General features: G+C 69.5%; 26 protein-coding genes and 1 tRNA gene. 13 read left to right on the forward strand and 14 right to left on the reverse strand.

The genetic code is table 11. From position 1 onward, the window contains the following. Positions 1-58 precede the first annotated feature (58 nt). The 3 genes from ID574_RS51280 to ID574_RS51290 all read left to right on the forward strand — a co-directional run bounded on the left by ID574_RS51280 (position 59) and on the right by ID574_RS51290 (position 4,535). Positions 59-1,774: an enoyl-CoA hydratase-related protein gene (locus ID574_RS51280; RefSeq protein ID WP_188196368.1), complete on the forward strand. Its 1,716-nt coding sequence runs from the start codon at positions 59-61 to the stop codon at positions 1,772-1,774. A 16-nt stretch (positions 1,775-1,790) separates the two neighbouring features. Then, positions 1,791-3,320, forward strand: coding sequence for a helix-turn-helix domain-containing protein (locus tag ID574_RS51285; RefSeq protein ID WP_188196369.1), 1,530 nt, complete (start codon positions 1,791-1,793; stop codon positions 3,318-3,320). Positions 3,321-3,467: 147 nt separating this feature from the next. Beyond that, positions 3,468-4,535, forward strand: a complete 1,068-nt coding sequence (locus tag ID574_RS51290) for a tyrosine-type recombinase/integrase (protein ID WP_188196405.1) — start codon at positions 3,468-3,470, stop codon at positions 4,533-4,535. A gap of 112 nt (positions 4,536-4,647) precedes the next feature. Here ID574_RS51290 and ID574_RS51295 read toward each other — a convergent pair whose 3' ends face one another. Beyond that, the gene (locus tag ID574_RS51295) at positions 4,648-5,961 is read right to left on the reverse strand and encodes a M14 family zinc carboxypeptidase (protein WP_223167945.1); all 1,314 of its coding nucleotides are present in this window, start codon (positions 5,959-5,961) and stop codon (positions 4,648-4,650) included. Positions 5,962-5,987: 26 nt separating this feature from the next. Here ID574_RS51295 and ID574_RS51300 point away from each other — a divergent pair, with 26 nt between their 5' ends. Beyond that, complete coding sequence (locus ID574_RS51300; protein ID WP_223167946.1) at positions 5,988-6,599, forward strand: TetR/AcrR family transcriptional regulator; 612 nt, start codon at positions 5,988-5,990, stop codon at positions 6,597-6,599. A 217-nt stretch (positions 6,600-6,816) separates the two neighbouring features. Here ID574_RS51300 and ID574_RS51305 read toward each other — a convergent pair whose 3' ends face one another. The 3 genes from ID574_RS51305 to recD2 form a co-directional block, all read right to left on the reverse strand. Continuing rightward, a complete protein-coding gene (locus tag ID574_RS51305) occupies positions 6,817-7,314 on the reverse strand; it encodes a GNAT family N-acetyltransferase (protein WP_223167947.1) in 498 nt (165 codons plus the stop codon). Between the two features lie 95 nt (positions 7,315-7,409). Next, the gene (locus ID574_RS51310) at positions 7,410-8,621 is read right to left on the reverse strand and encodes a L,D-transpeptidase (protein WP_223167948.1); all 1,212 of its coding nucleotides are present in this window, start codon (positions 8,619-8,621) and stop codon (positions 7,410-7,412) included. Positions 8,622-8,727: 106 nt separating this feature from the next. After that, positions 8,728-10,944: an SF1B family DNA helicase RecD2 gene (gene recD2 / locus ID574_RS51315; protein WP_188196371.1), complete on the reverse strand. Its 2,217-nt coding sequence runs from the start codon at positions 10,942-10,944 to the stop codon at positions 8,728-8,730. A 279-nt stretch (positions 10,945-11,223) separates the two neighbouring features. Here recD2 and ID574_RS51320 point away from each other — a divergent pair, with 279 nt between their 5' ends. The 3 genes from ID574_RS51320 to ID574_RS51330 are packed head-to-tail and all read left to right on the forward strand — an operon-like array spanning position 11,224 to position 12,882. Next, positions 11,224-11,811, forward strand: a complete 588-nt coding sequence (locus ID574_RS51320) for a hypothetical protein (protein WP_188196372.1) — start codon at positions 11,224-11,226, stop codon at positions 11,809-11,811. Next, positions 11,812-12,342 (forward strand): MauE/DoxX family redox-associated membrane protein, encoded by a 531-nt coding sequence (locus ID574_RS51325; RefSeq protein ID WP_188196373.1) that lies wholly within the window; start codon positions 11,812-11,814, stop codon positions 12,340-12,342. It begins immediately after the preceding gene. Between the two features lie 30 nt (positions 12,343-12,372). Next, positions 12,373-12,882: a hypothetical protein gene (locus ID574_RS51330; RefSeq protein ID WP_188196374.1), complete on the forward strand. Its 510-nt coding sequence runs from the start codon at positions 12,373-12,375 to the stop codon at positions 12,880-12,882. On the opposite strand, the gene ID574_RS51335 is transcribed toward ID574_RS51330, so the two are convergent. Together ID574_RS51335 and ID574_RS51340 are read right to left on the reverse strand one after the other, a co-directional pair. Continuing rightward, complete coding sequence (locus ID574_RS51335) at positions 12,879-13,337, reverse strand: rhodanese-like domain-containing protein (protein WP_223167949.1); 459 nt, start codon at positions 13,335-13,337, stop codon at positions 12,879-12,881. The genes ID574_RS51330 and ID574_RS51335 overlap by 4 nt on opposite strands. Before the next feature lie 21 nt (positions 13,338-13,358). Next, positions 13,359-13,454, reverse strand: a tRNA-Sec gene (locus ID574_RS51340). A gap of 494 nt (positions 13,455-13,948) precedes the next feature. On the opposite strand from ID574_RS51340, the gene ID574_RS51345 reads away from it, so the two are divergent. The 3 genes from ID574_RS51345 to ID574_RS51355 all read left to right on the forward strand — a co-directional run bounded on the left by ID574_RS51345 (position 13,949) and on the right by ID574_RS51355 (position 15,610). After that, positions 13,949-14,206: a hypothetical protein gene (locus tag ID574_RS51345; RefSeq protein WP_188196375.1), complete on the forward strand. Its 258-nt coding sequence runs from the start codon at positions 13,949-13,951 to the stop codon at positions 14,204-14,206. After that, complete coding sequence (locus ID574_RS51350) at positions 14,203-14,433, forward strand: hypothetical protein (RefSeq protein WP_188196376.1); 231 nt, start codon at positions 14,203-14,205, stop codon at positions 14,431-14,433. The genes ID574_RS51345 and ID574_RS51350 overlap by 4 nt, the downstream gene beginning before the upstream one ends. A gap of 652 nt (positions 14,434-15,085) precedes the next feature. Beyond that, on the forward strand, positions 15,086-15,610 hold the full coding sequence (locus ID574_RS51355; RefSeq protein ID WP_188196377.1) for a hypothetical protein: 525 nt from the start codon (positions 15,086-15,088) through the stop codon (positions 15,608-15,610). Between the two features lie 211 nt (positions 15,611-15,821). Here the strand turns inward: ID574_RS51355 and ID574_RS51360 are convergent, their stop codons facing one another. The 6 genes from ID574_RS51360 to ID574_RS51385 form a co-directional block, all read right to left on the reverse strand. After that, the gene (locus ID574_RS51360; protein WP_188196378.1) at positions 15,822-16,181 is read right to left on the reverse strand and encodes a hypothetical protein; all 360 of its coding nucleotides are present in this window, start codon (positions 16,179-16,181) and stop codon (positions 15,822-15,824) included. A 95-nt stretch (positions 16,182-16,276) separates the two neighbouring features. Continuing rightward, the gene (locus tag ID574_RS51365; RefSeq protein ID WP_188196379.1) at positions 16,277-16,666 is read right to left on the reverse strand and encodes a VOC family protein; all 390 of its coding nucleotides are present in this window, start codon (positions 16,664-16,666) and stop codon (positions 16,277-16,279) included. Further along, a complete protein-coding gene (locus ID574_RS51370; RefSeq protein WP_223167950.1) occupies positions 16,663-17,010 on the reverse strand; it encodes an ArsR/SmtB family transcription factor in 348 nt (115 codons plus the stop codon). The genes ID574_RS51365 and ID574_RS51370 overlap by 4 nt, the downstream gene beginning before the upstream one ends. A 1,218-nt stretch (positions 17,011-18,228) precedes the next feature. Beyond that, complete coding sequence (locus ID574_RS51375) at positions 18,229-18,669, reverse strand: GNAT family N-acetyltransferase (protein WP_188196381.1); 441 nt, start codon at positions 18,667-18,669, stop codon at positions 18,229-18,231. 93 nt (positions 18,670-18,762) lie between these two features. After that, positions 18,763-19,647 (reverse strand): alpha/beta fold hydrolase, encoded by an 885-nt coding sequence (locus tag ID574_RS51380; RefSeq protein ID WP_223167951.1) that lies wholly within the window; start codon positions 19,645-19,647, stop codon positions 18,763-18,765. Positions 19,648-19,858: 211 nt separating this feature from the next. Further along, positions 19,859-20,338: a MarR family winged helix-turn-helix transcriptional regulator gene (locus ID574_RS51385; protein ID WP_188196383.1), complete on the reverse strand. Its 480-nt coding sequence runs from the start codon at positions 20,336-20,338 to the stop codon at positions 19,859-19,861. 78 nt (positions 20,339-20,416) lie between these two features. On the opposite strand from ID574_RS51385, the gene wrbA reads away from it, so the two are divergent. Both wrbA and ID574_RS51395 read left to right on the forward strand, forming a co-directional pair. Continuing rightward, positions 20,417-21,112: an NAD(P)H:quinone oxidoreductase gene (gene wrbA, locus ID574_RS51390; RefSeq protein WP_188196384.1), complete on the forward strand. Its 696-nt coding sequence runs from the start codon at positions 20,417-20,419 to the stop codon at positions 21,110-21,112. Between the two features lie 25 nt (positions 21,113-21,137). Beyond that, on the forward strand, positions 21,138-22,565 hold the full coding sequence (locus ID574_RS51395) for an MFS transporter (RefSeq protein ID WP_188196385.1): 1,428 nt from the start codon (positions 21,138-21,140) through the stop codon (positions 22,563-22,565). A 275-nt stretch (positions 22,566-22,840) separates the two neighbouring features. Here the strand turns inward: ID574_RS51395 and ID574_RS51400 are convergent, their stop codons facing one another. Further along, positions 22,841-23,383, reverse strand: a complete 543-nt coding sequence (locus ID574_RS51400) for an SMI1/KNR4 family protein (RefSeq protein ID WP_223167952.1) — start codon at positions 23,381-23,383, stop codon at positions 22,841-22,843. 504 nt (positions 23,384-23,887) lie between these two features. On the opposite strand from ID574_RS51400, the gene ID574_RS51405 reads away from it, so the two are divergent. After that, complete coding sequence (locus ID574_RS51405) at positions 23,888-24,730, forward strand: DUF899 family protein (protein ID WP_188196386.1); 843 nt, start codon at positions 23,888-23,890, stop codon at positions 24,728-24,730. Between the two features lie 307 nt (positions 24,731-25,037). On the opposite strand, the gene ID574_RS51410 is transcribed toward ID574_RS51405, so the two are convergent. After that, positions 25,038-25,227 (reverse strand): hypothetical protein (locus tag ID574_RS51410; RefSeq protein ID WP_188196387.1); only part of this gene is annotated, 190 nt, incomplete at its 5' end.

The raw sequence follows: 25,227 nt of genomic DNA on the forward strand, positions 1-25,227 counted from the left end.
CCTCCCCCGGGCCCGTGGTCGTGTCGTCGTCTCCCCTGCTGTGGAAAGAAGTCTCGCGTTGCGTATCTTGCTGCTCTGCTCCTCCTTCAACGGCCTGACCCAGCGCGCGTGGCTGGAGTTGCGGCGGGCCGGTCATGACGTGAGCGTCGAGCTGGCGGTCTCGGAAGAGGTGATGGCGGAGGCGGCCGAGCTGGCCAAACCGGATCTGGTGATCTGCCCGTTCCTGAAGGAGCGGGTGCCGGCGCGGGTGTGGCGGGGGTTCCGCACGGTGATCATCCATCCGGGTCCGCCCGGGGACCGGGGGCCGTCGTCGCTGGACTGGGCGATCACGGATGCGGAGCCGGAGTGGGGCGTGACGGCGCTGCAGGCGGTCGAGGAGATGGACGCGGGCCCGATCTGGGGGTATCGGACGTTCGCGATGCCGCCCGGCGACTCATCAGGGGCGCCGCGGAAGTCGGCCTTGTACAACGGGCCGGTCGCCGATGCGGCGGTCGAGCTGGTGGCGGAGGTGGCGGAGAAGGCGGCGGACCCGTCGTTCCGCCCGGTGCCGCTGGATTACGGCTCGCCCGAGGTGCGGGGACGGTTGCGGCGGGCGATGCGGCATGCCGATCGGGAGTTCGCCTGGGAGGAGCCCGCGGACCAGATCGTGCGCCGCGTGCGGGCGGCCGACGGGGCGCCGGGCGGGCGGACGGTGCTGTGCGACGTGCCGGTGCGGGTGTTCGACGTGTACCGGGGTCCCGAACTCGCCGGGGAGCCCGGCCGGGTGGCGGGCCGCCGTGAGGGCGCGGTGCTCGTGCACACCGGGGACGGGACGGTGTGGGTCGGCCACGTGCGGGTCGAGCGTGAGGGCGCGGTGAAGCTGCCGGCGGCGATGGCGCTGGGCGACCGCGTGGCGGGGGTGCCCGAGCGGACGGGGTACAGCGAGATCACCTACGACCGCAGCGACGCGGTGGGAGTGGTCAGTTTCGACTTCTACAACGGGGCCATGTCGACCGACCAGTGCCGGCGGCTGGCGGCGGCGCTGAAGTACGCGGTGGCGCAGGACACGCGGGTGCTGGTCGTGCGCGGCGGGGAGGTGTTCTCCAACGGCATTCACCTGAACGTGATCGAGGCGGCGCGTCATCCGGAGCTCGAAGCGTGGATGAACATCAACGCGATCAACGCGGTGTGCCGGGAGATCGTGGGATGCACGCGGCAGCTGGTGGTGACCTCGATCGGGGGGAACGCGGGCGCCGGCGGCGTGATGATGGGGCTGGGGGCGGATCGGGTGATCGTGCGGGATGCGGTGGTGCTGAACCCGCATTATCGGACGATGGGGTTGTTCGGGTCGGAGTACTGGACGTATGTGCTGCCGCGGCGGGTGGGGGCCGAGCACGCGTGGCGGTTGACGCAGGAGGCGTTGCCGGTGGGAGCGGCCGAGGCGGTGGAGCTGGGGCTGGCCGATCAGATGCTGGGCGGGCCGCGGCTGGAGTTCGAGCGGCGCGTGCTGGAGTACGCTGAGCGGCTGGCGGTGGACGCCTCCTACGATCGGCTGCTGGCGGCGCGGCGGCAGGCGCGGGAGGCCGACGAGCGGCGCAAGCCGTTGGACGCCTACCGTGCGGAGGAGCTGGCGGAGATGAGCCGCGACATGTTCGACGACCGGAGCGGGTTCCGGGCGGCGCGGCGGGCGTTCGTGCGCAAGGAGCGGGCGGCGGCGACTCCGGCGCATCTGGCGCGGCACCGGGAGTTGTCCGGCGTGTCGGGCTCTGCGGGCGCGGGTGCATCTCATATGTGAGATATGGTCTGCTGTTGTGGCAGACGATTATCTTGTGCGGATCGGGCGGCTGATCCGGGATGCGCGGCAGCATCGGGGTTGGACGCAGCTGCAGCTGGCGGATGCGTTGGCGACGTCGCAGAGCGCGGTGAACCGGATCGAGCGCGGCAATCAGAACATCAGTCTTGAGATGATCGCGCGGATCGGTGAGGCGCTCGACAGCGAGATCGTGTCGCTGGGGTACGCGGGGCCGATGCATCTGCGGGTGGTGGGCGGCCGCCGGTTGTCGGGCAGCATCGATGTGAAGACGTCGAAGAACGCGTGTGTGGCGTTGTTGTGCGCGTCGTTGCTGAACTCCGGCCGGACGATCTTGCGCAAGGTGGCGCGGATCGAGGAGGTGTACCGGATTCTGGAGGTGCTGGCCTCGATCGGCGTGCGGGCGCGGTGGATCAACGAGGGCAGCGATCTGGAGATCGTGCCTCCGGCGCGGTTGGAGCTGGAGGCGATGGACACCGAGGCGGCGCGGCGCACCAGGAGCGTGATCATGTTCCTGGGGCCGCTGATGCATCGGACGGAGCAGTTCCAGATCCCGTACGCGGGCGGCTGCGACCTGGGGACGCGGACGGTGCAGCCGCACATGTCGGCGTTGAAGCACTTCGGGCTGGACATCACGGCGACGGGCGGCTTCTATCACGCGCGGGTGGACCGGGGGGTGTCGCCGTCGCGGCCGATCGTGCTGACCGAGCGCGGCGACACGGTGACGGAGAACGCGTTGCTGGCGGCGGCCCGGCATGACGGGGTGACCGTGATCCGCAACGCGTCGTCGAATTACATGGTCCAGGACCTGTGCTTCTTCCTGGAGCAGCTGGGTGTGCGGGTGGAGGGCGTCGGGACGACGACCCTGACGGTGCACGGGCTGCCGCTGATCGAGCGGGATGTGGACTACTCCCCCTCTGAGGATCCGGTGGAGGCGATGAGCCTGCTGGCGGCGGCGGTGGTGACGTCGTCGGAGCTGACGGTCTGCCGGGTGCCGGTGGAGTTCCTGGAGATCGAGCTGGCGGTGCTCGAGGAGATGGGCCTCGACCATGATCGGGGCCGGGAGTACGCGGCGGCGAACGGGCGGACGCGGCTGGTGGACCTGACGGTGCGGCCGTCGAAGCTGGTCTCCCCCATCGACAAGATCCATCCGATGCCGTTCCCGGGGCTGAACATCGACAATGTGCCGTTCTTCGCGGCGATCGCGGCGTCGGCGCAGGGGTCGACGTTGATTCATGACTGGGTGTACGACAATCGGGCGATCTATCTGACGGAGCTGACGCGGCTGGGGGCGTCGGTGAAGTTGCTGGATCCGCATCGGGTGCTGGTGGAGGGGCCGACGCGGTGGCGTAGCGCGGAGATGATGTGCCCTCCGGCGCTGCGGCCCGCGGTGGTGGTGCTGCTGGCGATGATGGCGGCCGAGGGGACGTCGGTGCTGCGGAACGTGTATGTGATCAACCGGGGCTATGAGGATCTGGCGGAGCGGTTGAACGCGCTGGGGGCGCGGATCGAGACGTTCCGCGACATCTGAGGCCCGTCCGCGGAGCTCTCGAACGCAGTGGCCGCTCGCGCGGGGTCGAGCGGGGTCGTGTGGCGTCCCAGTCCGGCGTTTTCGTCGGTGGCGTGGGTTACGGTCGTGGTGATCGTGTCCCTGGGCTGGCGGGAAGGGGGCTGGCCGGTGCGGCCTGCGGAGCTTGACCGGTTGACGGTGGCGGAGGCGGCGGATCGCTATGTGGAGCTGGTGCGCGCCAAGACGGTGACGGGGGCGTTGTCGCCGTCCACGGCCGAGGTGTATGCGCGGGACGTGGCGACGCTGGTGGAGCTGGCCGGTGCGCAGGTGGTGCTGGACGATCTGACGGGCGAGGACGTCGATGCGGTGTTGCTGGCGTTCGCGCGTAAGCCGGATGGGCGGTCGGCGGGTGCGCGCGGCCGCTCCGGCGGGTCGGGGGGGTCTGGGGGTTCGGGGGGTTCGGGGGCAGGTCAGTCGCCGTCGTCGCAGGCGCGGTTCCGGCGGTCGGTCTCGGCGTTGTTCAAGCACGCGGTGCTGGCGGGGTGGGTGCAGGTCAACCCGATGACGGCTTCGACGGTGACGGCCAAGGAGCGCGGCGGGCTGCGGCCGCATCGGCGGGCGCTGACGCGGGAGCAGGCGCAGGGGCTGATCGGGGCGGCGCGGGCGCTGCCGGAGTCGCCGCCGGCCAAGCGGCGGGATCAGCGCACGGAGCTGCGTGACGGGCTGATCGTGTTGCTGCTGGCCACGGTCGGGCCGCGGGTGTCGGAGCTGGTGCGGGCGAACGTGGAGGATTTCTTCACCAACGACGGGGTGCGGTATTGGCGGATTTTCGGCAAGGGCGGGCGGACGCGGGACGTGCCGTTGCCGGAGGACGTGGCCCGGGTGCTGGAGGCATATCTGGAGCAGGGCCGGCCGGCGGTGGAGGACCCGGCGGAGGGCAAGGCGTTGCTGCTGTCGTGGCGGGGGCGGCGGCTGGCGCGGGGTGACGTGCAGGCGGTGATCGACCGGGTGCAGGCGCGGGTGGATCCGGATCGGCGGCGGTCGGTGACGCCGCATGGGTTGCGGCATACGACGGCGACGCATTTGCTGGCCGACGCGGTCGACATGGACGCGGTGCGGCGGGTGCTGGGGCACAGTGACCTGTCGACGCTCGGCCGGTATCGGGACGAGCTGCCGGGCGAGCTGGAGGTGGCGATGCGGTCGCATCCGCTGCTGCGGGGTGAGCGGCCGGGGTGAGGTTCGCGAGGGCGGCGGCGCCCCAGCTCTGCCGGGACGGCCGCCTCGAGGGTGAAGAGGAGGACGGTCAGCGGCGGTCCGGCGCCGATCGTCAGGCGCGCCGGCCCGTTCATCATCGTGCCGTCCGGTGGTGGTGAGCGGCGGTCAGGACGGCGACCAGCTGGACGGCGGCCAGCTTGCGCAGCTCGATCGGCGGGCCGGGAGAGTCCGCCTCGGCCTGGCCGCACCACGCCTCGAATCGTTCGGTGAGCAGAAGGCGCTGCTCGCGGATGGCCGCTGCCGGGTTGCCTGCGGCGATCTCCGCGTCGAGCATGCGCAGGAAGGTCCCGAGCAGGCGCAGCCGCATCATGTGGACGTTTTGGCGGTTGCCGAACTCCTCGGCGACCGTGGCCGGGCGGTCGGGATCGGGCACGGCTTCTTCCCGTTCGCCGAGTCTGCGGAAGGTCTCCAGGGTGCCCTCGGTCGAGCGGCGGAAGGGTGAGCGCACGCTCAGGTCGCCCGCGACGGCCCGCATACCCGCCGTCATCGTGTCGATCAGCTCGCGCCGGGCCGCCGCACCCTCGGCGAGGACCTGCCCGTAGGTGCGGCCGCAGGGGCTCTTGTCGGCCACGCGTTCGTCGGCCCAGGCCGGCACCTCGGTGACCAGGTGGAGCGCGCCGAAGCGGGCCGCGTAGTCGGCGCTGCTGGCGCCGGCGCCGAAGACCTTGCCCACCTGCGCCCCGGGCGGGGTCAGGTAGACGGCGGGGACGATCGCCTCGGCGCCGGGCAGCTCCGGCTCGCCGTGGTGCAGCGGGAGTCCTTCCCTGCCTGGCAGTTCGGCGAGTCGCTCGGCCAGCGTCGCATCGGGGCGGTTGAGGTAGAAGAAGGCGCCCTGGTACTCGCCGTTGTGCAGGGAGCAGACCAGCGACGGGCGTACCTCGTCCATGAGGCGCATCAGCGCCTGTGTCTCCGGCAGCGGGCGGTCGAAGGAGTAGCCGGCGCCGGTCAGCGGGAACGTCCACTCGACCTGGTCGGCCAGGTCGGGGCGGTAGAAGTGCCGGGCGTAGGCGCGGCGGTCGCCCGGCGTGGCGTACCAGCCCTCGTTCAGCCTGGCGCCGTCCGGATCCGCACACGTCACGACGTGCCAGCGAAAACCCAGCTCCGCCCGCAGTTCCGGGTCCCCGCAGAGCAGCTTGATCAAGGCGATGGCGGTCAAGCCCCCGACCGGCTCGTTGGGATGCGGCCCGGCGATGACCACCGCGTCCGCGGGCCCGTCGCCGACGGTCGCGGCGTGCAGCGGCTCGCCCAGGCGCGAGACGCCGACGCGGCGCAGCCGTACCAGGTCGGGATGGGCGGCAGCCAGCTCCTCCAGCTCGGCCTGGAGCGCGTCGACGGACGGGAACGCGGCATGGCGGGGGACGCGGTTCATGTACGCGGCAACATTCATAATGAGATTACGGTAATAATGAGATTATGCGAATGACAAGGGCCGAGGCCAAGCAGCGCAACCGGCGGGCCCTGCTGGACGCCGCGCGCCTGATCGTCGCCCGTGACGGCCACCGGGCCAAGCTGGAGGAGATCGCCGAACAGTCCGGGCTGACCACGGGTGCTGTCTACTCGCTGTTCGGCAGCAAGAACGGCCTGCTCATCGCCCTGGTCACCGACTACCTCACCCCGCACTACGACGGCATCGAGCAGGCCGTCCCCGCCGGGATGGGTCTCATCGAGGCGGTGGAGGTCTTCGCCCGCCACTACCGCCGCCTGTGCGACGACCCCGACGCGCTGCGCCACCTGTCGTTCGAGATCAGCCTGCAGGACCTGGCGCTGCGCGACCCCGAACTGGCGCCCAAACTCGCCGCATCCGTCCGCGCCCACGAGGAACGCCTGACCGCGCTGCTGTCCGGCAGACTCCACAACGGGGCAGCCGTCACCCCACGGCAGGCGCAACGCCTGTCCACGGCGCTGCGCGCGCTGCTGGCCGGCCTCAGCCAGGGCGTCATCCTCGGCCTCGCCGCCGCCCCCGGGGACTATTTCGCCGCCGCCGCCCGCGCCCTGGTCAGCCCGGACGTGCTCGGACCGCCCTGAATACCGCCGGCGGACAACGCGAATCCTGCGGGCCGTGCGGCGCGGGGACTCCTGGACGGACAGGTGCCTTCCCAGGCTGCGCTGTCCATCGGTCCGGCACGTTCAGCAGGCGCGGCGTCTTGTCGAGGCGGCCGTTTGTCGAGGCGGCCGTAGGCGACGAAGGCCTACCCCGAAGCGACCCGGCGACCCGGCGACGCGAAGCGGGGGCGGGGCGGGGTCACAGGCGGCGGTACAGGACCATGCCGGGCCACTCCCCCACGGTGAAGGGCTGGGCGCGGGTGAAGCCGCAGCTTTCGTAGTAGGCGACGAGGCGCCCGTCGTCGCCGGCGTAGCAGTCGACGCGCAGCAGGCGCACGCCGCGGGCGCGGGCTTCGCCGGCGGCCCAGTCGAGGAGGGTGCGGCCCACCGCGTGGCCGGCGTGGCGGCGGTCGATGACGAGCGCCTGGACGTAGAGTTCGGGTTCGGTGGCGGGGGTGACGTAGTCGTGGGCGGGGCCCACGGCGATGCAGCCTGCGGGGGCGTCGTCGCGTTCGGCGATGCGCATGCCGCCTCCGGTCGCCCACTGGGTGACCTGCTGGGTGCGGCGGGGGTCGCCGGTGAAGGGCCGGGTGCCCCATTGGCCGGTGCGTCCTTGGGCGGTCAGCCAGGCGACGGCGCTGTCGAACATGGCCAGGACGGCGGGGACGTCGTCGGGGGTTCCTTCGCGGATCTGCACGCTGATCACTTTAGAGGGCCTGTGCGGCGCTCGCGGTCGTGCCGCGGAGGAGCAGCCGCTCCCCGGCGGCGGGGCGGCCGGGGGCGAGGTGAGGATCAGGCCTTGCGCTTGAGGGCGCTGCCCTTCTTCCACTCCTTGAACGACATCTGCCAGAAGCCCCAGCCGTTGTTCCACTCGAGTTCGCGGTCGGTGCCGACGATTTCGACGACGTCGCCGCGCTGGACGTTGTCGTAGAACCATTTGGCCTGGTCGGGACGGGCGTTGATGCAGCCGTGGCTGACGTTGCGCACGCCCTGGGCCCAGACGTTGTCCTTGGCGTGGACGTACTCGCCGGAGTTGGAGATGCGCACGGCGTGGTTGATCATGACGTCGTAGTAGCCGGGGTCGCCCTTCTTGCGGCCGGGCGAGATCATGCGGACGGGATTGCCGCGTTCCATGGTGAGGTGGACGCCGGAGGTGGTGGTGTATTCGCGGGTGGTGGCCATGCCGGCGCTGATGCGCATGGTCTGGACACGCTTGCCGTCTTTGTAGACGTACATGCGCTTGGTGCGGGTGTCGACCTTGCTGATCTGCTTGGCGCCGATAGTGAGGGTGGCGGCGTAGTCCTTGGTGCCGTACATGCCCTTGCCGCCCTTGACGCCGGTGATGCGGGCGTTGAACTTCACCTTCTGGTGGGCTGGCCAGTATTTCGCCGTGCGGTAGATGACCTTGGTGTCGTCGATCCAGCGCCAGGCGCCCTCGACGGGTTTTTCGGCGTCGACCTCGAGGGCGCGTTCGATGGTGGCCTTGTTGTCGACGGGCTGGTTGAAGGTGACGATGATGGGCGCGCCGACGCCGACCTTCTCCCCCTTGGCGTTGGGCGTCACGTCGATGACCTGCAGGGACCGCTCGGGCTTGACCGTGGTGAAGGTGCTGGTGGCGGTCGCGGCGCCGGCCTTGGCGGTGACGGTGTAGTCGGTGGAGGGCTTGAGCGGGGTCTTGGAGACCCATTTGGTCTTGTCGGCGTTGAAGCGGCCGTCGATCTGTTCGTCGCCGGCGGTCACGGTGACGTCCTCGAGGGCGCCGCCGGCGGCGGTGACGGTGACGCGCTTGTCGGGGTTGACCTTGGCGCTGCCCTCGGCGGGGGTGATCGTGATGGTGGGAGCCTGGGGGGTGGCCGTGGTGGTGACGTCGGGTGCGCCAGGGTCTTGGGCGGTGCCGCCGGGGCTCGAGCATGAGGCGGTCAGGGCGGCCGCGGCCAGCAGCGCGACCGAGGCGGCCGGTCTCCTCCAAGCAGGCGCGATGTTCAACGTTGTCCTCTCCCCCATGGCACTCAAAAGCACCTCAAAAACCTTAATGCTCCTGCATGTAAGACGAGGAATCATTTAGGAGAGTTCGGTCACATTTAGGTCACTTCTGCCTGGTCAAGGCAGGTCAACGCGCTGTGAGACGGTGCGTGAGACCGGTGTGCCGCCGTCCGGCGCCCTTGGTGCGTACGGCCTGGGCCAGCGCCCGGCGCGAGCCGACGATCACCACGAGCTTCTTGGCCCGGGTGATGGCGGTGTAGAGGAGGTTGCGCTGCAGCATCATCCAGGCGCTCGTGGCCAGGGGGATGACGACGGCGGGGTATTCGCTGCCCTGGGAGCGGTGGATGGACACCGCGTAGGCGTGCGCGAGCTCGTCGAGCTCGTCGAAGGCGTAGTCGACCGATTCGTCCTCGTCGGTGAGGACGGTGAGCTTGTGCTCGTCGGGCCGGATGTCGGTGACGATGCCGACGGTGCCGTTGAACACCCCGGCCGCGCCCTTGTCGTAGTTGTTGCGCAGCTGGGTGACCTTGTCGCCGACGCGGAAGACGCGGCCGCCGTAACGGCGTTCGGGCATGCCCTCCCGGGCGGGGGTGAGGGCTTCCTGCAGGGCGGCGTTGAGGGCCCCGGCGCCGGCGGCGCCGCGGTGCATGGGGGCCAGGACCTGCACGTCGCGGCGCGGGTCGAGGCGGAAGCGGGCGGGGATGCGGCGGGCCACGACGTCGACGGTCAGGGCGGCGATCTCCTCGGGTTCCTCGCAGGGGAACAGGAAGAAGTCTTTCATCCCTTCCAGGACGGGGTGGCGGCCGGTGTTGACGCGGTGGGCGTTGACGACGACGCCGGACTGCGAGGCCTGGCGGAAGATCTGCGTGAGGCGGACGCGCGGGATGTCGTCGGCGGCGAGCAGGTCTTTGAGCACCTCGCCGGCGCCGACGGAGGGCAGCTGGTCGACGTCGCCGACGAACAGCAGGTGGGCGCCGGGGGCGACGGCCTTGACGAGCTTGTTGGCCAGTAGCAGGTCGAGCATGGAGGCCTCGTCGACGACGACGAGGTCGGCGTCGAGGGGGTTGTCGCGGTCGAAGGTGGCCTCGCCGCCGGGCCGCAGCTGCAGCAGCCGGTGGACGGTGGTGGCCTCGTGACCGGTCAGCTCGGCCAGGCGCTTGGCGGCGCGCCCGGTGGGGGCGGCCAGGATGACCTTGGCACGTTTGGCCCGGGCCAGCAGCACGATGGAGCGGACGGTGAAGCTCTTGCCGCAGCCGGGGCCGCCGGTCAGGACGGCGACCTTCTCGGTGAGGGCCAGGCGGACGGCCTGGCGCTGCTCGGGGGCGAGCTCGGCGCCGGTCTGTCCGTGCAGCCAGCTCTCGGCCCTGGCCCAGTCGACGTCGGCGAAGGCCTTGAGCCGGTCGTGTCCGCCGCGCAGGAGGGTGAGCAGGCCGGAGGCGAGGGACTGCTCGGCGCGGTGGAAGGGCGGCAGGTAGACGGCGGGCACGACGTTGTCGCCGGCCGGGACGCTCTCGCGGACGACTCCTTCGTCGGCGACGAGCTGTTCCAGGCAGGCGGTCACGAGGTCGGCGGGCACGTCGAGGATCTTGACGGCGTCGGCGGTGAGATTGGGGGCCGGCAGGTAGCAGTGGCCGTCGTCGGCGGCCTGCGACAAGGTGTAGCGCAGGCCGGCCTTGACGCGTTCGGGGCTGTCGTGGGGGATGCCGACGGCCTGGGCGATGGTGTCGGCGGTCTTGAAGCCGATCCCCCACACCTCGTCGGCGAGTTTGTACGGCTGGTTCCTGACGACGGAGATGGACGACTCGCCGTACTGCTTGAAGATGCGCACCGCGATGGAGGTCGACACGCCGACCCCCTGCAGGAAGATCATCACCTCTTTGATGATCTTCTGCTCCTCCCAGGCGGCGGCGATCATCTTCGTCCGCTTGGGGCCCAGGCCGGGGACTTCGACGAGGCGTTCGGGCTGGTTTTCGATGACCTCGAGGGTGTCGGTGCCGAAGTGATCGACGATCCGCTCGGCCATCTTGGGGCCGATGCCCTTGATCAGGCCGGAGCCGAGGTAGCGGCGGATGCCCTGGACGGTCGCCGGCAGCACGGTGGTGTAGGACCACACCTCGAACTGGCGGCCGTAGCGGGGGTGGGAGGTCCAGCGGCCGCGCAGCCGCAGCGACTCACCGACCTGGGCGCCGAGCAGCGGGCCGACGACGGTGAGCAGGTCGGCGCCGGTGCGTTCGGTGGCCACGCGGGCGATGGTGTAGCCGGTCTCCTCGTTGGCGTAGGTGATGCGCTCGAGGACTGCGTCTAAGGAGGCGGCGGGGTGGGCCTCTGGGCCGGGCTGCTGCACGGCGGTACGCCTCCTTCCTGCTGCCTTGCGGACGTTCCCGGGCCAGCGTAAAGCAGCGGCGGAAGATCGCCGAGCCGGGCGGCGCGTGTGTCGCCGGCCAGGGTGATCGTGTGCACGTCTGCATGGCGGGGTGGCGATCAGGAGAACGCGCGGAGGCGTGCCCGCCCTCACCGCGGTGCCGGGTCCTCCACCGCCGTGCCCAGTGGGAAAGGCGACACCGGCACCTGCGAGTTCATCGACGCCGGCACTGACCACTGAAAGTGCGGCACGCTCAGGGATATGCCCGCCAACAAGGTGCTGGATGACGCGGTAATCGCCGTGTCGGCCGTACGGGGCCCTTGGAGGGGCCACGCTCAGGTCGTGTGTCTTGCCCGGCTGCACGCCTGCCCGGCTTTGCTGCTGGCCGGGCTCGTCGCGGGGGCACTCGGAGGGCTGGCCTCGATCATCCCGGAAACGGTGCGGTTGTGGGTGCTCGCCCCGGCCATCGCCGTCATCATGGTCTTCGAACTGGCCGGACGGCCGCTGTCGCTGCCGCAGAATCGCCGGCTCGTGCCGCAGGACGTCATTCCTCGCGCCGACTTCTCCGGGCCGCTGCAGTTCGGCTTCGAGATGGGCACGGGTGTGCGTACCTTCACTCCGACCGCGCTGCCCCAGTCGCTCGTCCTGATCATCGTGCTGGCCGGAGGACTGGGACCGGGTCTGCTGGCCGGGCTCGGCTTCGGCGTGGGCAGGGCGCTCATGCCGCTCTCCCGCGCGCTCAGCGGCGACCCGCGTCGCTGGGACACGAAGTTGCTGGCCTCGACGGTATGGGTGGGGCGTCTGTGCGCCATCGGGTTCCTGCTGTCGCTCGCGCTCCTGTGGAGATAGATGACCGTCTTCGACATGCTGCCGGCCTGCTTCGCCCTGGCGGGCGCCGTGCTGCTGGTGGTCGCCGCGGTGCGCCGCGGCGACCTGACGGCGGCGATCAAAGCACACGACCTGCTCCCTGCCCGCCTGGTACGGCTCGCGCCGCTGGCCGGCCCCGCCGAGGGCCTGGCCGGGGCCGCCGTGCTGGCCTGCTGGCTGATCGCAGAGACCCGGTTGTTGCGGTTCGCCGCCGCGGCCGTGGCGCTCTGGTATCTGGCGCTGGCCGTCTACCTGGCTGTGCTGCTGCGGCGCAGGGGCAAGGTGCCGTGCGGATGCCTGGACGAGACCAGCCCTGCCTCGGCTGTGAAGGTCGGCCGTGCCGTGCTGCTGGCCCTGGCGACGGCACCGCTGGTCGCCGGATGGCCACCCGTACCGGCTGAGACGAGTGCCCGGCTGCTCGCCTGCGGGCTGGCCGCCTTCACGGCAGGGTTCCTGATCGTCGCCGGCACATTGGCCGATCTTCAGGGAACCTCCGCGGCCCACGGGCAGTAATCAAGGTGACGAACCCCGGGAGGATCACACATGAACCGTACGATCGTGACGCTCATCGTCCTGCTCTGCGCCGCTTGTGGCACGGCAACGGCGGAGAAGGCCGATGATCCCCCCTCGCTCCTCCTGGAGCCCGGCCAGCTGCAGGACGGCCGCACGTGGACGGTCACGGGCACCTCGCACGGGACGTGGCGCGACCTGGACGCGGGCCTGGTGCCCTGCGGGAAACCGGTCATCGCGCCGATGGAGGCCGCGACACAGTGGCGATCCTTCAAGGCGACGGACGGGACCACGGCGACGCAGGTCGTGGTGAGCGGGGTGGACGCCATGAACGCGTTCAAGTCCTTCTACGCCGAATGCGGCGCGGTCGGCAGTGTCGACTCGGTGGGCGGGCCCAAGAACGTCGCGCGCCACAATGGCGAGGTGGAGGTGGCGGCGATGTCGAAGGACAGGTTCATCGTGGTCGGCGGCACCGCCTCTGACACGCAGCTCCAATTGTTCGCCGAGACCGCGCGCACCCACCTGGACGCCGCGCCGTCCTAGGGTGTCACGAAACGGCTTGCCGGCCGATCCTCGTCACGGGCGTGTTCGCCGGGACCTCGCGGGCGGGTGGGGGTCGCTGGGCGGATGACCTGGAGTCCGGCCGTCATCCATGCCTGGAAACCGCCGATCACGTCGGTGGCGTTCGCCAGCCCGATCTGTCTGAGTGACGAGGCGGCGAGGCTGGAGGAGTAACCCTCGTCGCACAGGACGATCCACTGGATGTCCGCAGACGTGGCCTCGGGAATCCGCGCGTCGCAGAGCGGGTCGAGCCGCCACTCCAGTTGGTTGCGTTCGATCACGATGGCGCCGGGCACTTCGCCGTCGCGTCGACGCTGAAACTCCGGTCGCGTGTCCGCAATGAACGCATCGGGGCGGCTCGCCGCGGCCCAGGCTTCGGCAGGCAGCAGGCGACGTAGCCCGGCACGCGTTCGAGCCAGCAGTGCGTCGATGCTCACGATGCTCCAGGGGGTGTGATCTGGCGGAGGCGGACGGGAATCGAACCCGCCGCGCCGAGGTTCCCGGCGCCGTCGGTTTTGAAGACCGGGAGAGCCACCAGGCACCTGGATGCCTCCGGTCATGATCTTAGCCCCGCTGAACGGGATGGGCGGAGGATTCCCCATATCAAGATCGACCGCTGTGCGGGCCCGTGGGACAGGCTTGGCAGCGATCATGTGGCCGCCATGATCACGGCTTCGAAGAGCTCGTCATCGCCCTCAGCAGGTACGGGTCGCTCCGCCCCCCGCATGGCGAAAACCACGTCCGGTGCCGCAGAGCCCTTCGCGGCGTCTGGGCATGGAATCGACGGCACCACGTGCTCGGTCGGCCGGCATGGCTGGCCGTCGTAACCGTCTCACTGTTCGCCGTGCTCGATGTCGCCGCCGGCCAGGGGCGGGGGCCGGCCTACTGGACGGTCGGAGCGCTTCTGATCGGCTTGGCCATAGGAAGCGCGCCGCTGCCGATGTCTTCGCCAGTCAGGTGATTGTCCTTCACCTTCCACAGGGGCGTAGCGGCCGCAGACATGGTCGAGCGGTGTTCCCGGTTCCTATCCTGACGCCATGGCCAGCCGGTGCCTGACTCCCGTGAGCCCCTCCTCGACCTGGCCGGGTCCGGCCCGCTGAAGGTGGTGCGCGACGCGTACGTACGGGCGGGCCTACGGGTGGGCGTGCATGTGGTCCTGTTCGGGTTCCTGACGGCCGTCGCCGTGACGGGCGGCATCCGCTCGGCAGCCCGGGGCGAGGTTGCGATGATCGTTATGTTCGTGGTGTTCGCCCTGGCCACAGGATTCGTGCCGGTGCTCTGCTGCGGGTCGTCGTCCCGCACATGAGGCCGTACCGGTCGAGATTGGTGCGGGAGCTGGCGGCGGGCCACGGGCCGGCGATGCGCCTCACGCGCAAGGCGCACTTCGACAGCGGCGGCCTCACCGACGACTACGAGGTGACGTTCGCGGACGGGGAGGTCGACGGACTGCGGGCGGCCCTCGGCCAGACCGGGGAACTGGAGCGGGCGCTGGCCGCGCTCGGCGTGGGATCCCGCTCTCGGGCCTCGGACTGAGGAGGCTTGGTCAACAGGCCGTCGTGCTCCTTCGGGTTGCGGATGGCGCGTGGCAGCCCGTGCAGCCGCGTGTGTTCGATCCGGCGCATCAACTCTTGAGATCCTCGGGCCGGTTTTCCGTACCGAATGCGGCCCTCGCCGAGGCTTGCAGACGATCAGAGCGTATGCCGGTACGTCCGAGGAGCGGGTTTCGACGGCCTCATCGGGCACCTTCGCGGCCGAGCCGGTGATCCGGTCGCTGGTGTTCGACGTGGCCGGGATGACTCCGTTCGGGGCTTACCGCACGCCCACTGCACGCTCGCTTCGCCCGCGTGAGGGCTCACCCGCCCGTTGCCGCTGGAGGGTGAGCCGTATCTGGTGGGTGTCATCTTCGGGCATCGCGACCCAGCCGAGTGCCGGCCCTGTTCGCCGTCGCGCAGGAGTACCGCTTCGGACCGAACAGCTTCACGACCGGGTTGATGGTGAGGCAGCCGTGCATCTACCACGGGTCATGCCGCGACCAGGCGTTTCGCGCGCCCGCCCCTGCTGGCGGATCGCCCGCCCCTGACGCGGTTCCCGTTCGGCGAGGCGTGCCTGCAACCCCTGCGAACCCCGAACACCCAATCCGAACCATGACTAAAGTGATCAAGTCAATGATCAAGGAGGAAGCACTATGAACCGAACGACCGCCCTACGGATGGGCCGCTCGGCACTGGTGGTAGCGCTGGCCGGCGGTGTCGTGCCCGCCGTCGCCGCACCGGCGGCGCACGCCGCCCAGAGGGCGACGCTCGGGCCGTACGGCTACGGCAACCTGAAACTCGGCATGGCCGCCACCAAAGCCAAAGCGACCGGGAGAATCGCCCGCAAACCAGTCGGGGACCACGCCGGATGCACGGGCTGGGACCTGAAGGAGAACCCGTACCCCAACTACCGGGTAGGGATGTACATCTCCAAGAGGTACGGCCTGGCCATGATCGTCGCTCCCGCCGGCCTCAAGACGCCGCAGGGCATCGGCATCGGCTCCACCAGGGCCCAGTTGAAGGCCGCCTACCCCAATCTGCGGCGCGGCCCGGGCGGATATCCAACCGCCGACGTGCCGGGCAACAAGAAGGCGCGCTACCTCTTCTACGTGTCGCTCAAGGACAAGGTCGCCGGGATGAGCCTGGTTCTGGCCAAGCACGACTGCCGCAAGTACTAGCCGGGGATCGAAGCCTGTTCGTTGCCGAGGTGCTCGGTCGCCTTTGCGCGGAGCTCGGTTGGCGAGGTGTGGAGAATGAACAGTGTCATCCTGAGCTGTCTCGCCAGCCGTGGCACGGCGGGGATATGCCCGTGCCACGTGGAGGTCATGTCAACCGCTCGTCGGCCGGCTGTGAAGAGCCCTGGCCAAGGCACCTGCCCTGCTGGGCAGGCTAGCGGAGCCACCGCAGGGCTGCGTCGGCGCAGTCCTCGGGGCTGCTGTTGAAGGCGATGGCTGCGTCGGGCGCGTGCTGCCGGACCAGGTTGACCACCTTCTCGAAGAATTCGAGCAACGGCTCGTGCTTACGGATGCCGCCCCCGATCACCACACAGGCGTAGTCTTTGCGGGTCAGCGCCTCCACGATCTTTCCTTCGGGGTTCTCGTCGAGTGCCACCAAGCACCAGTCGGCCTCGATATCATGATCGTCGAAACGGGCCTGACCGCGTGCTATCGCCGCCTGGACCGGCTCCGGGTCCCAGCCGTGGATCTTGGCGGGATCGAGACCGATCACCAGTGCTCGTGCCACTGCCACGCGTCCTCCTCGCAGTACGGTTCCACGCCGGTGCGATGGTTGAAGATACGCCTGGGGCCATCGACTCACCTACCTTGGTGGCGGGAGATGAGCGGCTAGCCGACCTGTTGGGCGATCTGGATCAGGTTGCCGCAGGTGTCGTCGAGCACGGCGGTGATGACCGGCCCCATGTCGGCGGGCTCCTGGGTGAAGCGCACGCCGAGACCGCGGAGCCGCTCGAACTCGGCCTTGACGTCGTCGACGGCGAAAGAGGTGTACGGGATGCCGTCGGCGACGAGCGCGTCCTTGAACGGCTTGACCGCCGGGTGGCTGCTGGGCTCCAGCAGCAGCTCGGTGCCGGCCGGATCCTGTGGGGACACCACGGTCAGCCACCGGTCCTCGCCGAGCGGGACGTCGTGCTTCTTCACGAAACCCAGCACCTCGGTGTAGAAGCGCAGCGCCTTCTCCTGGTCGTCGACGAGCACGCTCGCCAGGTTGATTCTCATGCCGGTCCCCTCTCGCCGTCTGTGCCGGCGCCGCCGTCAGGGCGGTCACCGGCGTCCTTCTCGGGCTTGCTGAGCCACCGCTCGACGATGGGTTCGAGCGGTCTGGTGTTGATGTAGTGGAACTTGTAGCGGCCCTCGCGTCTGGTCTCGACCAGACCGGCGGTCTCGAGAACGTCGAGATGCTGCGAGATCGCCTGCCGTGACGAAGCGAGCCCATGCTTGGAAGCCAGCCGGGCGCAGATCTCGAAGAGCGTCTGTCCGTTCCGGTCGGTCAGCTCGTCGAGGATCGTGCGGCGCGTGGAATCGGCCAAGGCCTTGAAGACGTCACCCACGCGCCCCACCATAGGCAAGTGGATACTTGCATGTCAAGCAATCGCAGCCCCGGAGCTGCCGCCTGCCGCGGGGTTACTCAGTCTGAACCGGCGCCGGTACGCCTTGAGGGCGTCCTGCAAGGTTTCATCATCCGCCTCGCCATCCCACTCCGGCGCCCAGGTTGACGCATCTTTCAGCAACAGCGGGCAGCGCATTGGATTTTCCCTTCCCGGGCCTCTCGGGCTATTTCCGGAGTCCTTTCCTTCGGCGGAAGGTACTGGAGTCCCATCCGCCGTTTTCCTTTTTTCGGTGAAGGCATCTTTTGTTTTCCCTGCCGTCGCTCGAGCTTCGGTTGCGCGTGGGCGGCTGCACCGCCATGGGGGATGCCTCGTGGGCGGGGCTTGACCGTTGGTCTGCGCAAACCGTAGCCATTTGGTTTCGGGGCTGCGGACACCCGGCCCATGAGGTGACTCCATGTGCCTGATCGGCGACTGGTCACGGCGTCGTAAACCGGAGGTGGCGCGAGGAAAAAAGGCGTATGCACCCAAGCAAAGAACACTCTTCCCAAATTCATTGATTACGCCAGGGTGTCAGGACGGCATGTTTCAAACTTCAGCGGGTGCTCGACGGTCCAGAAAGAATTTCGTCCATACGCCTTGACGTTTCCCCGTCGCCAGAAGTCACGATGGAGGAGAAAAGGGAGAAACGAGCAGCGGGAGGATCGTATGCTCAAGGAAGCATGCGCTGTCAGCGCCCTTGTGGCTGCCACCCTCGTTCCTTCGGCGGCCGCGCAGGCGCAAGCCGGGAAAGTCAGCACCGTCAGTACGCCCACGACATCCGCCTCGCTCGGCAAGTGCGCGTCCGCGCACAAGCCGAAGTGCGAGTGGTGGGAACAAGCAGACCAGAGGTGTCTCTACTGCCCGAGGAAGAAGGGCGGCTGGAAGCAGCAGTACTGCGAGAGAAAGGCCAGGGAGCCCGAGGGGCCGATGGAGCTCGAATGCGCGACGGCCCCAGCGCCGACCGCGACCAACCCGAAGCGCGTCTGCGAGACATGCGTAGACCAGAAGGGCAGGCAGGTCTCCAAGAAATGCTTCACAGGACCCTAGAACGGAGCGTGTGCTTCTGACGGCCTCGAAAAGCATCACAGGGGCCTGACGAAACGAGGGGCCACGGGAGGAAGCATCGATCGGTCGCAGCATCGATCTGATGCCCCGTGTCCCCTCCGCCAGGAAACGCGGCGCCGGGCGATCTCACGACACCGCGCGGACCATGAACACGTCCACCGGATCCTCGGTCTCCAGGACGAATCCGTGCCGCTCGTACAGCCGCCGTGCAGGACTTCCCTGCAGGACGTTCAACCGGACAGGGACACCGTCACGGTCAGACTGCTCCAGCAGCCTGCGCAGGACACCCGAACCGATACCGCAACCCTGCACGTGCGGGGCCAGATAGAAGTGCTCCAGCCAGCGGCCGTCCTCGGCATCCCGCAGCGCCACACAGCCGGCGAACTCGCCGCCGACTTCGATCACCCAGGTGTGCGCCGGGTTGAACCCGTCCCTCAGCCGCTGCCGCACTCGATGCTCGTCGTACCGTCCAAGCCGCTCCAGATCCGCTCGCAACACCACGGCTCGCAGCTCGGCCACCGCCTCGACGTCCGCAGCCGAAGCACGCCGAATATCCCAATCCACCACGATGCGCCACTTTACGGCACACTACGGTCGGAGCCCGTGCGACGATCCTTCGATTCACAGGTCGGACACGCCATGCGGTGAATCCCCGGCGCGCTATGGACGGCCAGGCCAAAGGCGGTCGAGAAATTCGGCGATGAGCGGGGCGATCTCGGGGAGGCTCTCCTCGAGGGCGAAATGGCCGGTGTCGAACAGGTGCAACTCGGCCTCGGGCAGGTCGCGCAGATAGGCGCGGGCGCCGGGCTCGGGGAAGAACGGGTCGCGGCGGCCCCAGACGATGAGCGCAGGCGGGGTGTGCTTGCGCAGCCAGGCCTGCCAGGCGGGGTAGCGCTGGAGGTTGGAGTGGTAGTCGAAGGCCAGGGCGACCTGCGCGTCCTTGCGGCCGGGCAGGTCCAGGAAGTGCTGGTCGAGGGTCCAGCCGTCCGGCGCGATGAGGTGCGGGTCCCGGGTTCCGGTTTCGTACTGGCCACGGGTGCCGTGCAGGGTCAGCAGGTCGCGGATCGTGTCCTCGGCGCCCGGCTCGCCTGGCCGCAGGGCGATGAACGCGCGGGCACCGTCTGACAGGCCCTCCTCGTAGGCGTTGCCGTTCTGCACGATGAGGCCGGCGATCCAGTCCGGGTGCCGCTCGGCGATGCGGAAGCCGACGGGGGCGCCGAAGTCGAAGACGTACATGACGAACCGGGACAGGCCGAGCCGCTGCAGGAAGTCTTCGACGATGTCGGCGAGCCGGTCGAAGGTGTAGGTGAAGCCGTCGGGGGTCCGGGTGTGCCCGAAGCCGGGATAGTCGGGCGCGATCAGCCGGTAGCCGGTGCCGAGCGCGTCGATGAGCCGGCGGTACTGGTGCGACGCCGACGGGAAGCCGTGCAGCAGGAGCAGGACCGGGGCGTCGGCGCGGTCAGGGACCGACTCCCGATAGAAGACGCGCACGCCGTCGACGTCGACGTGGCGGTGGACGGTGCGGGTGACGGCCGGGATCGACACTTCACATGCCTCCTTGACGTGATGATGCATTAGTTTTTAGCGGACGATGCCCTAATGCGTCAATTGGCTAGGATGCCATTAGAGGCCGGATCGACCTCGCCCCCCGACCGTGAAGACCCGATCCCGCGGAGCAGTTTGCGTGGCGGGGGTCCCGTGGGCCGTTTGGACGGCAGTCCTGGCTGGATCAGGTCGGCGAGCGCGCGTTGCGGCGTCACGCTTCCGCGACCAGGCCGCGCCGGCGACCGTGTGGGTGGCGGGGACCCCGGGTGTCCACATTGCTGGTCAAGGTTTTGAGGATGCCGGGCAGTGCTGCCACCGTTTCGGCGGGCAGGCCGGTCACGGTCTCCTCCGCAAGGGCGCACCACAGCTGCTTGACCTGGTCGGCGAGGGCTTTGCCGCTGTCGGTGAGTTCGACGATGCTGGCGCGCTTGTCGGAGGGCGCAGGTGTGCGGCGGATGTGCCCGCCGGCCTCGAGCTTGCGGGTCATGAGCGTGACGCTCGGCGGCTCACAGCCGAGCGCCTCGCTGAGCTGCGCCTGGATCGTCGGGCCGTTCCGGTCGAGTTCGAGCAGGAGCGCCTCCTGCCCGGGGTGCAGGCCGAGCGGTGCCAGCAGCGCCGCGGCCCTGGCCCGGTGGCGCAGGCTCAGGAGACGGATGGCCTGGTTGAGGGCGTCGGCTTGCTCGAAGTCCACGGGCTCTCCTTGACAACTTAGTTACGCGCATAAATATTATCCGCATAACTAACTCTACCCGACATCGAGGAGCCCGGCATGACCGTGAAGGTCGCCGTCATCTACTACAGCGCCACAGGCGCCGTCCATGCACTCGCGCAGGCCGTCGCCGAGGGCGCCGCCTCGGCCGGGGCCGGGGTGCGGCTGCGGCGGGTCGCCGAGCTGGCACCCGACAGCGCGATCGACCAGAACCCGCAGTGGCGGCGGCACACCGACGCCGCCACAGCGATCCCCCAGGCCTCGATCGAGGACCTCGCGTGGGCCGATGCGTTCGCGTTCGGCACGCCGACCAGGTTCGGCGCGCCGGCCGCCCAGCTCAAGCAGTTCATCGACCAGGCCGGCGGACTGTGGCAGGAAGGGAGACTGGCCGACAAACCGGTGACGGCATTCACCTCGGCGTTCAACCGGCACGGCGGCAGCGAGGCCACGATCTTGTCGCTGGGCAACGTCTTCTACCACTGGGGAGCGTTGATCATCCCGCCCGGATTCACCGATCCGGTCGTGTACGCCGCCGGCGGCAACCCCTACGGCACGTCGCTGGTGACCGGCCCGACCGGCGACGGCCCACAGGCCGCGGCGCTGGACGCGGCGCTGGACGCGGCGCTGGACGCGGCCAGGCACCAGGGGCGGCGGCTGGCCCAGATCACGATCCGGCTGCTGGAGGGCGGCCGCGTCACCGACGCCGCCACGGGCGACGGCGAGACCATGGCCGCAACGACCTCCCCGGCCGCGTGAGCGGCGGATCGGCACGGAGGAAGACTTGACAAGCACCGGCACCGCAACTCAGCGGGCACGGCCGCACGCCGGCCCCGCCTGGCTGATCCTGTCGCTGGCGTGCGCCTGCCAGTTCATGGTGATCTTGGACGCGTCCATCGTCAACGTCGCCCTGCCCTCGGTCCGCGAGGACCTCGCCTTCACACCCACCGGCCTGGCCTGGGTGGTGAACGGCTACCTGCTTGCCTTCGCCGGCTTCATGCTGCTGGGCGGCCGCGCCGCCGACCTGTTCGGCCCGCGCCGGATGCTGGTCGCCGGGCTGTTGTCGTTCTCCGCCTCCAGCCTGGTCGGCGGCCTGGCGACCACCCCGGAGCTCCTGGTGGCGGCCCGCGTCGCCCAGGGCGCCGGAGCCGCCATGATGGCCCCGGCGACGCTGGCCGTGATCAACACCTCCTTCACCGAGCCGGACGCGCGCGCCAAGGCGTTCGGCGCATGGTCTGCCGCGGGCGGTGTGGGCGGGATGGCCGGAGCAGTCGCCGGCGGCGCCATCACCACCGGCCTGTCGTGGCGGTGGGTCTTCCTCATCAACGTGCCGATCGGCGCGGCGCTGATCGCGGTGGCCATGATGGCGCTGGCCGGCACGCGAACCGGCCGGCGGGAACCGCTCGACCTCACTGGCGCGGTCACGGGGACGGCGGGGCTGGCCGCGCTCGTCTACGGGGTCATGCAGAGCGCCGATCACGGCTGGTCGTCCGGGCTGGTCGTCGGGCCAGTAGCGGCGGGACTGCTGTTGCTCGTGGTCTTCACCGTGGTGGAGGCCCGTTTCGCCACTCAGCCGATGGTGCCCCTACGGCTGTTCAGAATCCGGGGGGTGGCCGTCGGCAACGGCACGCTGCTGCTGTTCGGCGGAATCGCCATCGCGATGTGGTACTTCACGTCGCTCTTCCTGCAGAACGTCCTCGGCTTCAGCGCGCTCCAAGCCGGGCTCGGGCAGACACCCGCGGCGGTGACGTTCGTGGTGATCGCGCGATGGGCCGCCGCCCTGCTGCCCCGTACCGGTGTGCGCCCCCTGGTGCTGGCCGGCTGCGGCTGTTTCGTGGCCGGTTTCGGCTGGCTCGCCCAGGCCCACGCCGGCAGCGGCTACGTCGCTGGCGTGCTCGGGCCCACGCTGCTCATCGCGGCCGGCATCGGGCTGACCTTCCCCACCCTCATGGCCGCGGCGACCGCCGGCGTTCCCGAGGGCGACGCCGGGATCGCCGGCGGCCTGGCCAACACCGCCAGTCAGGTGGGCGGGTCGATCGGCCTGGCGGTGCTCGCGACGGCCGCCGGCACCAGAGCCGCGTCGGAGGCCGGCGACCGTTCCCCGCTCGACGCCCTCGCCGTCGGATACGACCTGGTCTTCCTCATGGCGGCCGGGCTCGGGCTGGCCATCGCGGTGGTCAGCGTGCTGCTGCCGCGGCACCGGCGCGACTGACCGCCCGCGACGCCGCGGGCGCGCTCGCCGCACCCGGGGCGCAGCGCCTGTCCACGGCGCTGCGCACGCTTCTGACCGACCTCAGCCATGGCGTCATCCTCGGCCTCGTCCAGGCGGGCGGCCACCTGCATCCACGCCGCATCCAGGGCGAGGACTGGTTTCACGGGTCAAACCGGGCCCACCAGGCATCATCCGTCCGGGGGACCCTGCCGGCCCCGCAGGCCTGCTTCCAGCACGGTGAGCCGCCCTCTGAACCACGGCCGAGCGAGTCTCACTCAGCGGCACATCGCGTCGATGAGATCCGAGAAATGCGGGAACTCTGCTCGTGCGGCAGTCACGATCTGGATGGGGACACGGCGGCGGCCAGGTGCGTGTCTCTCGGCGATCGTATGGAAGGCCTCATTCGGCTGCGTTGGGGAGTCGGGGTCCCTGAAGGCCTCGGCGGGGCCCAGACCGGCGGCGAACAGCCAGAGAAGGTCGCCGAGATCCCGGGCGATCACACCCCGCTCACCCTCGGAACCGATGTGCACGACGGGCTGGTCGATGATCATCGCCTCGGGCCGTACCAGCCAGAAGCCGGTGTAGTCACCCGCCCCGGTCGTGCCGAAGAAGCGGAACTCGCTGCCGTCGACCTCTTGGTTGCCGGTCCACAGGCGGAACCACCACGCCGTCCGGTCGGGCTCCTCGAACTGATCGTATAGCTCGAAGTCACAGCCCCGGGCCTCGTCGGTCTCCTCGTCCCACTCCCACTCGAAACCGATCTGCGCCACCTCGGCCAGGGCAGCGGGCAATGCGAGATCTTCAGATATGTCAGCCACCCCCGAAGATTAAACGATCACTGGAGGCCGCTGCCGGAAACGTGGTGATTCAAGCGTGGGAATGTGCGAGGATCGCCTGATCCCGGCAAGAGGTGCTCCAGGGTGCCCGAGGTCGTGGCGAACAGCGGCACCTGATGCGCCTGCGCGATGGGCCACGATGAAGGCGACGAACGACCCGAACGGCAGCGCACGCCGGCATCTGGGCCGCCGGTAACGTCATGACCGGCCCGCACGGGGCCGACACGTGGCACCCGCGTGGTCACCACGGATGTCCAGGCGTCCAGGACAGCACAGGATCGTGCCCACGGCGGACAACGGGCGCCGGCTCGCCGCCGTGGAATACGACCCGCAAGCCAGCCAGGCAGCCGGGCGATCAATGATGCTCAACAGCGGAATCCGATGACTTCAGGGTCTGTGGCGGCGAGTCCGACCGGGTGCGGATCTGATCGACGACCAAGGAGAACAGCCGTTTCTGCACGGGCATTTACGAGAGAGGATTTCGCCATGACCAACCAGCCCACCGAACCCAGCGTTTCAGCGATCCGTGACGCGGCCAGGCCCCCGGTCGCCGACCGGGCCGCGTACCAGACCGAACTGGACCGGCTTCGGGTCCGGGAAAAGGCCCACACCCGCGAGGGCGATGCGATCGCCGCCGCCCGCCGCCGCCTGCCGATGGTCGAAGTCGATCCGCAGACTCCGCTGATCGGAGCGGACGGGACGGTTCCGTTGATCGACCTCTTCGAAGGCCGGTCCCAGTTGATCGCCTACTTCCACATGTGGCACACCGGCCGGCCCGCCGCGCAGCAGTGCGAAGGCTGCACCTTCAACACGTCCCACGTCACCGAGCTGGCCTACCTGCACTCACGCGACGTCGGCTACGCGGTTTTGTGCGAGGGACCGTACGAGGAGGCCTCGCGGTATCGCGAGTTCATGGGCTACCCCGTTCCCTGGTACTCGGTGCCACCGGACTCCGTGGACCGGCTGATCGCAGACCGGTACTTCGGCATCCTGGCGTGCTATCTCCGAGCCGGTGACCAGGTCTTCGAGACCTATTGGACCAGCGGCCGGGGCGACGAAGCGATCGCACCGTCGTACGGACTGCTGGATCGCACCGTCTACGGCCGGCAGGAGTTCTGGGAGGACTCGCCGGAGGGCTGGCCGCAGCGTTGGGGTTCCCGGGGAGGCCAGTTCCGGCTGGACGGCCGCCCGTCCGCCCAGTGGCCGCGGATCCGGGCCGGACGCGACGACGACCTCGGCACCATGCCGGACGGATGGACTGCGTGTTCCTGCTCACTGCACGCTGGACCACCGGCCGCGGCGACGGAGTCGGCAAGATCAACCGATTGAGTGGTGCAGTCTGGAAAAGCTGTTGGAACCGGCGGCTCCGGTCGCTCGCACAGCGGCAGCGCTTGACCTCACCGAAGCCCGGTCGGTCGAGCCCCGTTCGAGTCAGGTGACCTCGACGCGACGGCGAGGTGCGCTCTCGGGCCGACCGCTGACGCCTCGGTCCTCAAGCCGAGGTTCGGGCGCTGTGCCGGCCGAAGCCGACGCGGATGTGGCGGGTGACGCGAGATCCGGCAGCGACGTGTGCCTCGGCGAACACGCCGGCCCGAGCGTCCGCCAGGTGACGGTTCTCGAGCCGGCCTGTCGTTGCTCAGATGTCGTCGACGTTCATCGCCCCTTCGTTGGGGCGCCTGGCCAGGTCGATGCCGAGCTCTTCCGCGGCGCGGAAGACGTCCTCGTCGGTGTCGCGCATCTCGATGGACATGCCGTCGCTGGAGAGCACCTCGACGTTCAGGCACAGCGACTGCATTTCCTTGATGAGGACCTTGAAGGACTCCGGA

The sequence above is a fragment of the Nonomuraea sp. SYSU D8015 genome, assembly GCF_008065375.1.
Taxonomy (GTDB): domain Bacteria; phylum Actinomycetota; class Actinomycetes; order Streptosporangiales; family Streptosporangiaceae; genus Nonomuraea.

What these genes read in the sequence shown, in the direction of transcription:
- ID574_RS51295 (WP_223167945.1), bottom strand. Translation starts at nt 5,961, where the DNA reads ATGAATGTTGCCGCGTACATGAACCGCGTCCCCCGCCATGCCGCGTTC.
- ID574_RS51300 (WP_223167946.1), top strand. Translation starts at nt 5,988, where the DNA reads ATGCGAATGACAAGGGCCGAGGCCAAGCAGCGCAACCGGCGGGCCCTG.
- ID574_RS51310 (WP_223167948.1), bottom strand. Translation starts at nt 8,621, where the DNA reads ATGGGGGAGAGGACAACGTTGAACATCGCGCCTGCTTGGAGGAGACCG.
- ID574_RS51320 (WP_188196372.1), top strand. Translation starts at nt 11,224, where the DNA reads ATGCCCGCCAACAAGGTGCTGGATGACGCGGTAATCGCCGTGTCGGCC.
- ID574_RS51325 (WP_188196373.1), top strand. Translation starts at nt 11,812, where the DNA reads ATGACCGTCTTCGACATGCTGCCGGCCTGCTTCGCCCTGGCGGGCGCC.
- ID574_RS51330 (WP_188196374.1), top strand. Translation starts at nt 12,373, where the DNA reads ATGAACCGTACGATCGTGACGCTCATCGTCCTGCTCTGCGCCGCTTGT.
- ID574_RS51350 (WP_188196376.1), top strand. Translation starts at nt 14,203, where the DNA reads ATGAGGCCGTACCGGTCGAGATTGGTGCGGGAGCTGGCGGCGGGCCAC.
- ID574_RS51355 (WP_188196377.1), top strand. Translation starts at nt 15,086, where the DNA reads ATGAACCGAACGACCGCCCTACGGATGGGCCGCTCGGCACTGGTGGTA.
- ID574_RS51365 (WP_188196379.1), bottom strand. Translation starts at nt 16,666, where the DNA reads ATGAGAATCAACCTGGCGAGCGTGCTCGTCGACGACCAGGAGAAGGCG.
- ID574_RS51370 (WP_223167950.1), bottom strand. Translation starts at nt 17,010, where the DNA reads ATGGTGGGGCGCGTGGGTGACGTCTTCAAGGCCTTGGCCGATTCCACG.
- wrbA (WP_188196384.1), top strand. Translation starts at nt 20,417, where the DNA reads ATGACCGTGAAGGTCGCCGTCATCTACTACAGCGCCACAGGCGCCGTC.
- ID574_RS51405 (WP_188196386.1), top strand. Translation starts at nt 23,888, where the DNA reads ATGACCAACCAGCCCACCGAACCCAGCGTTTCAGCGATCCGTGACGCG.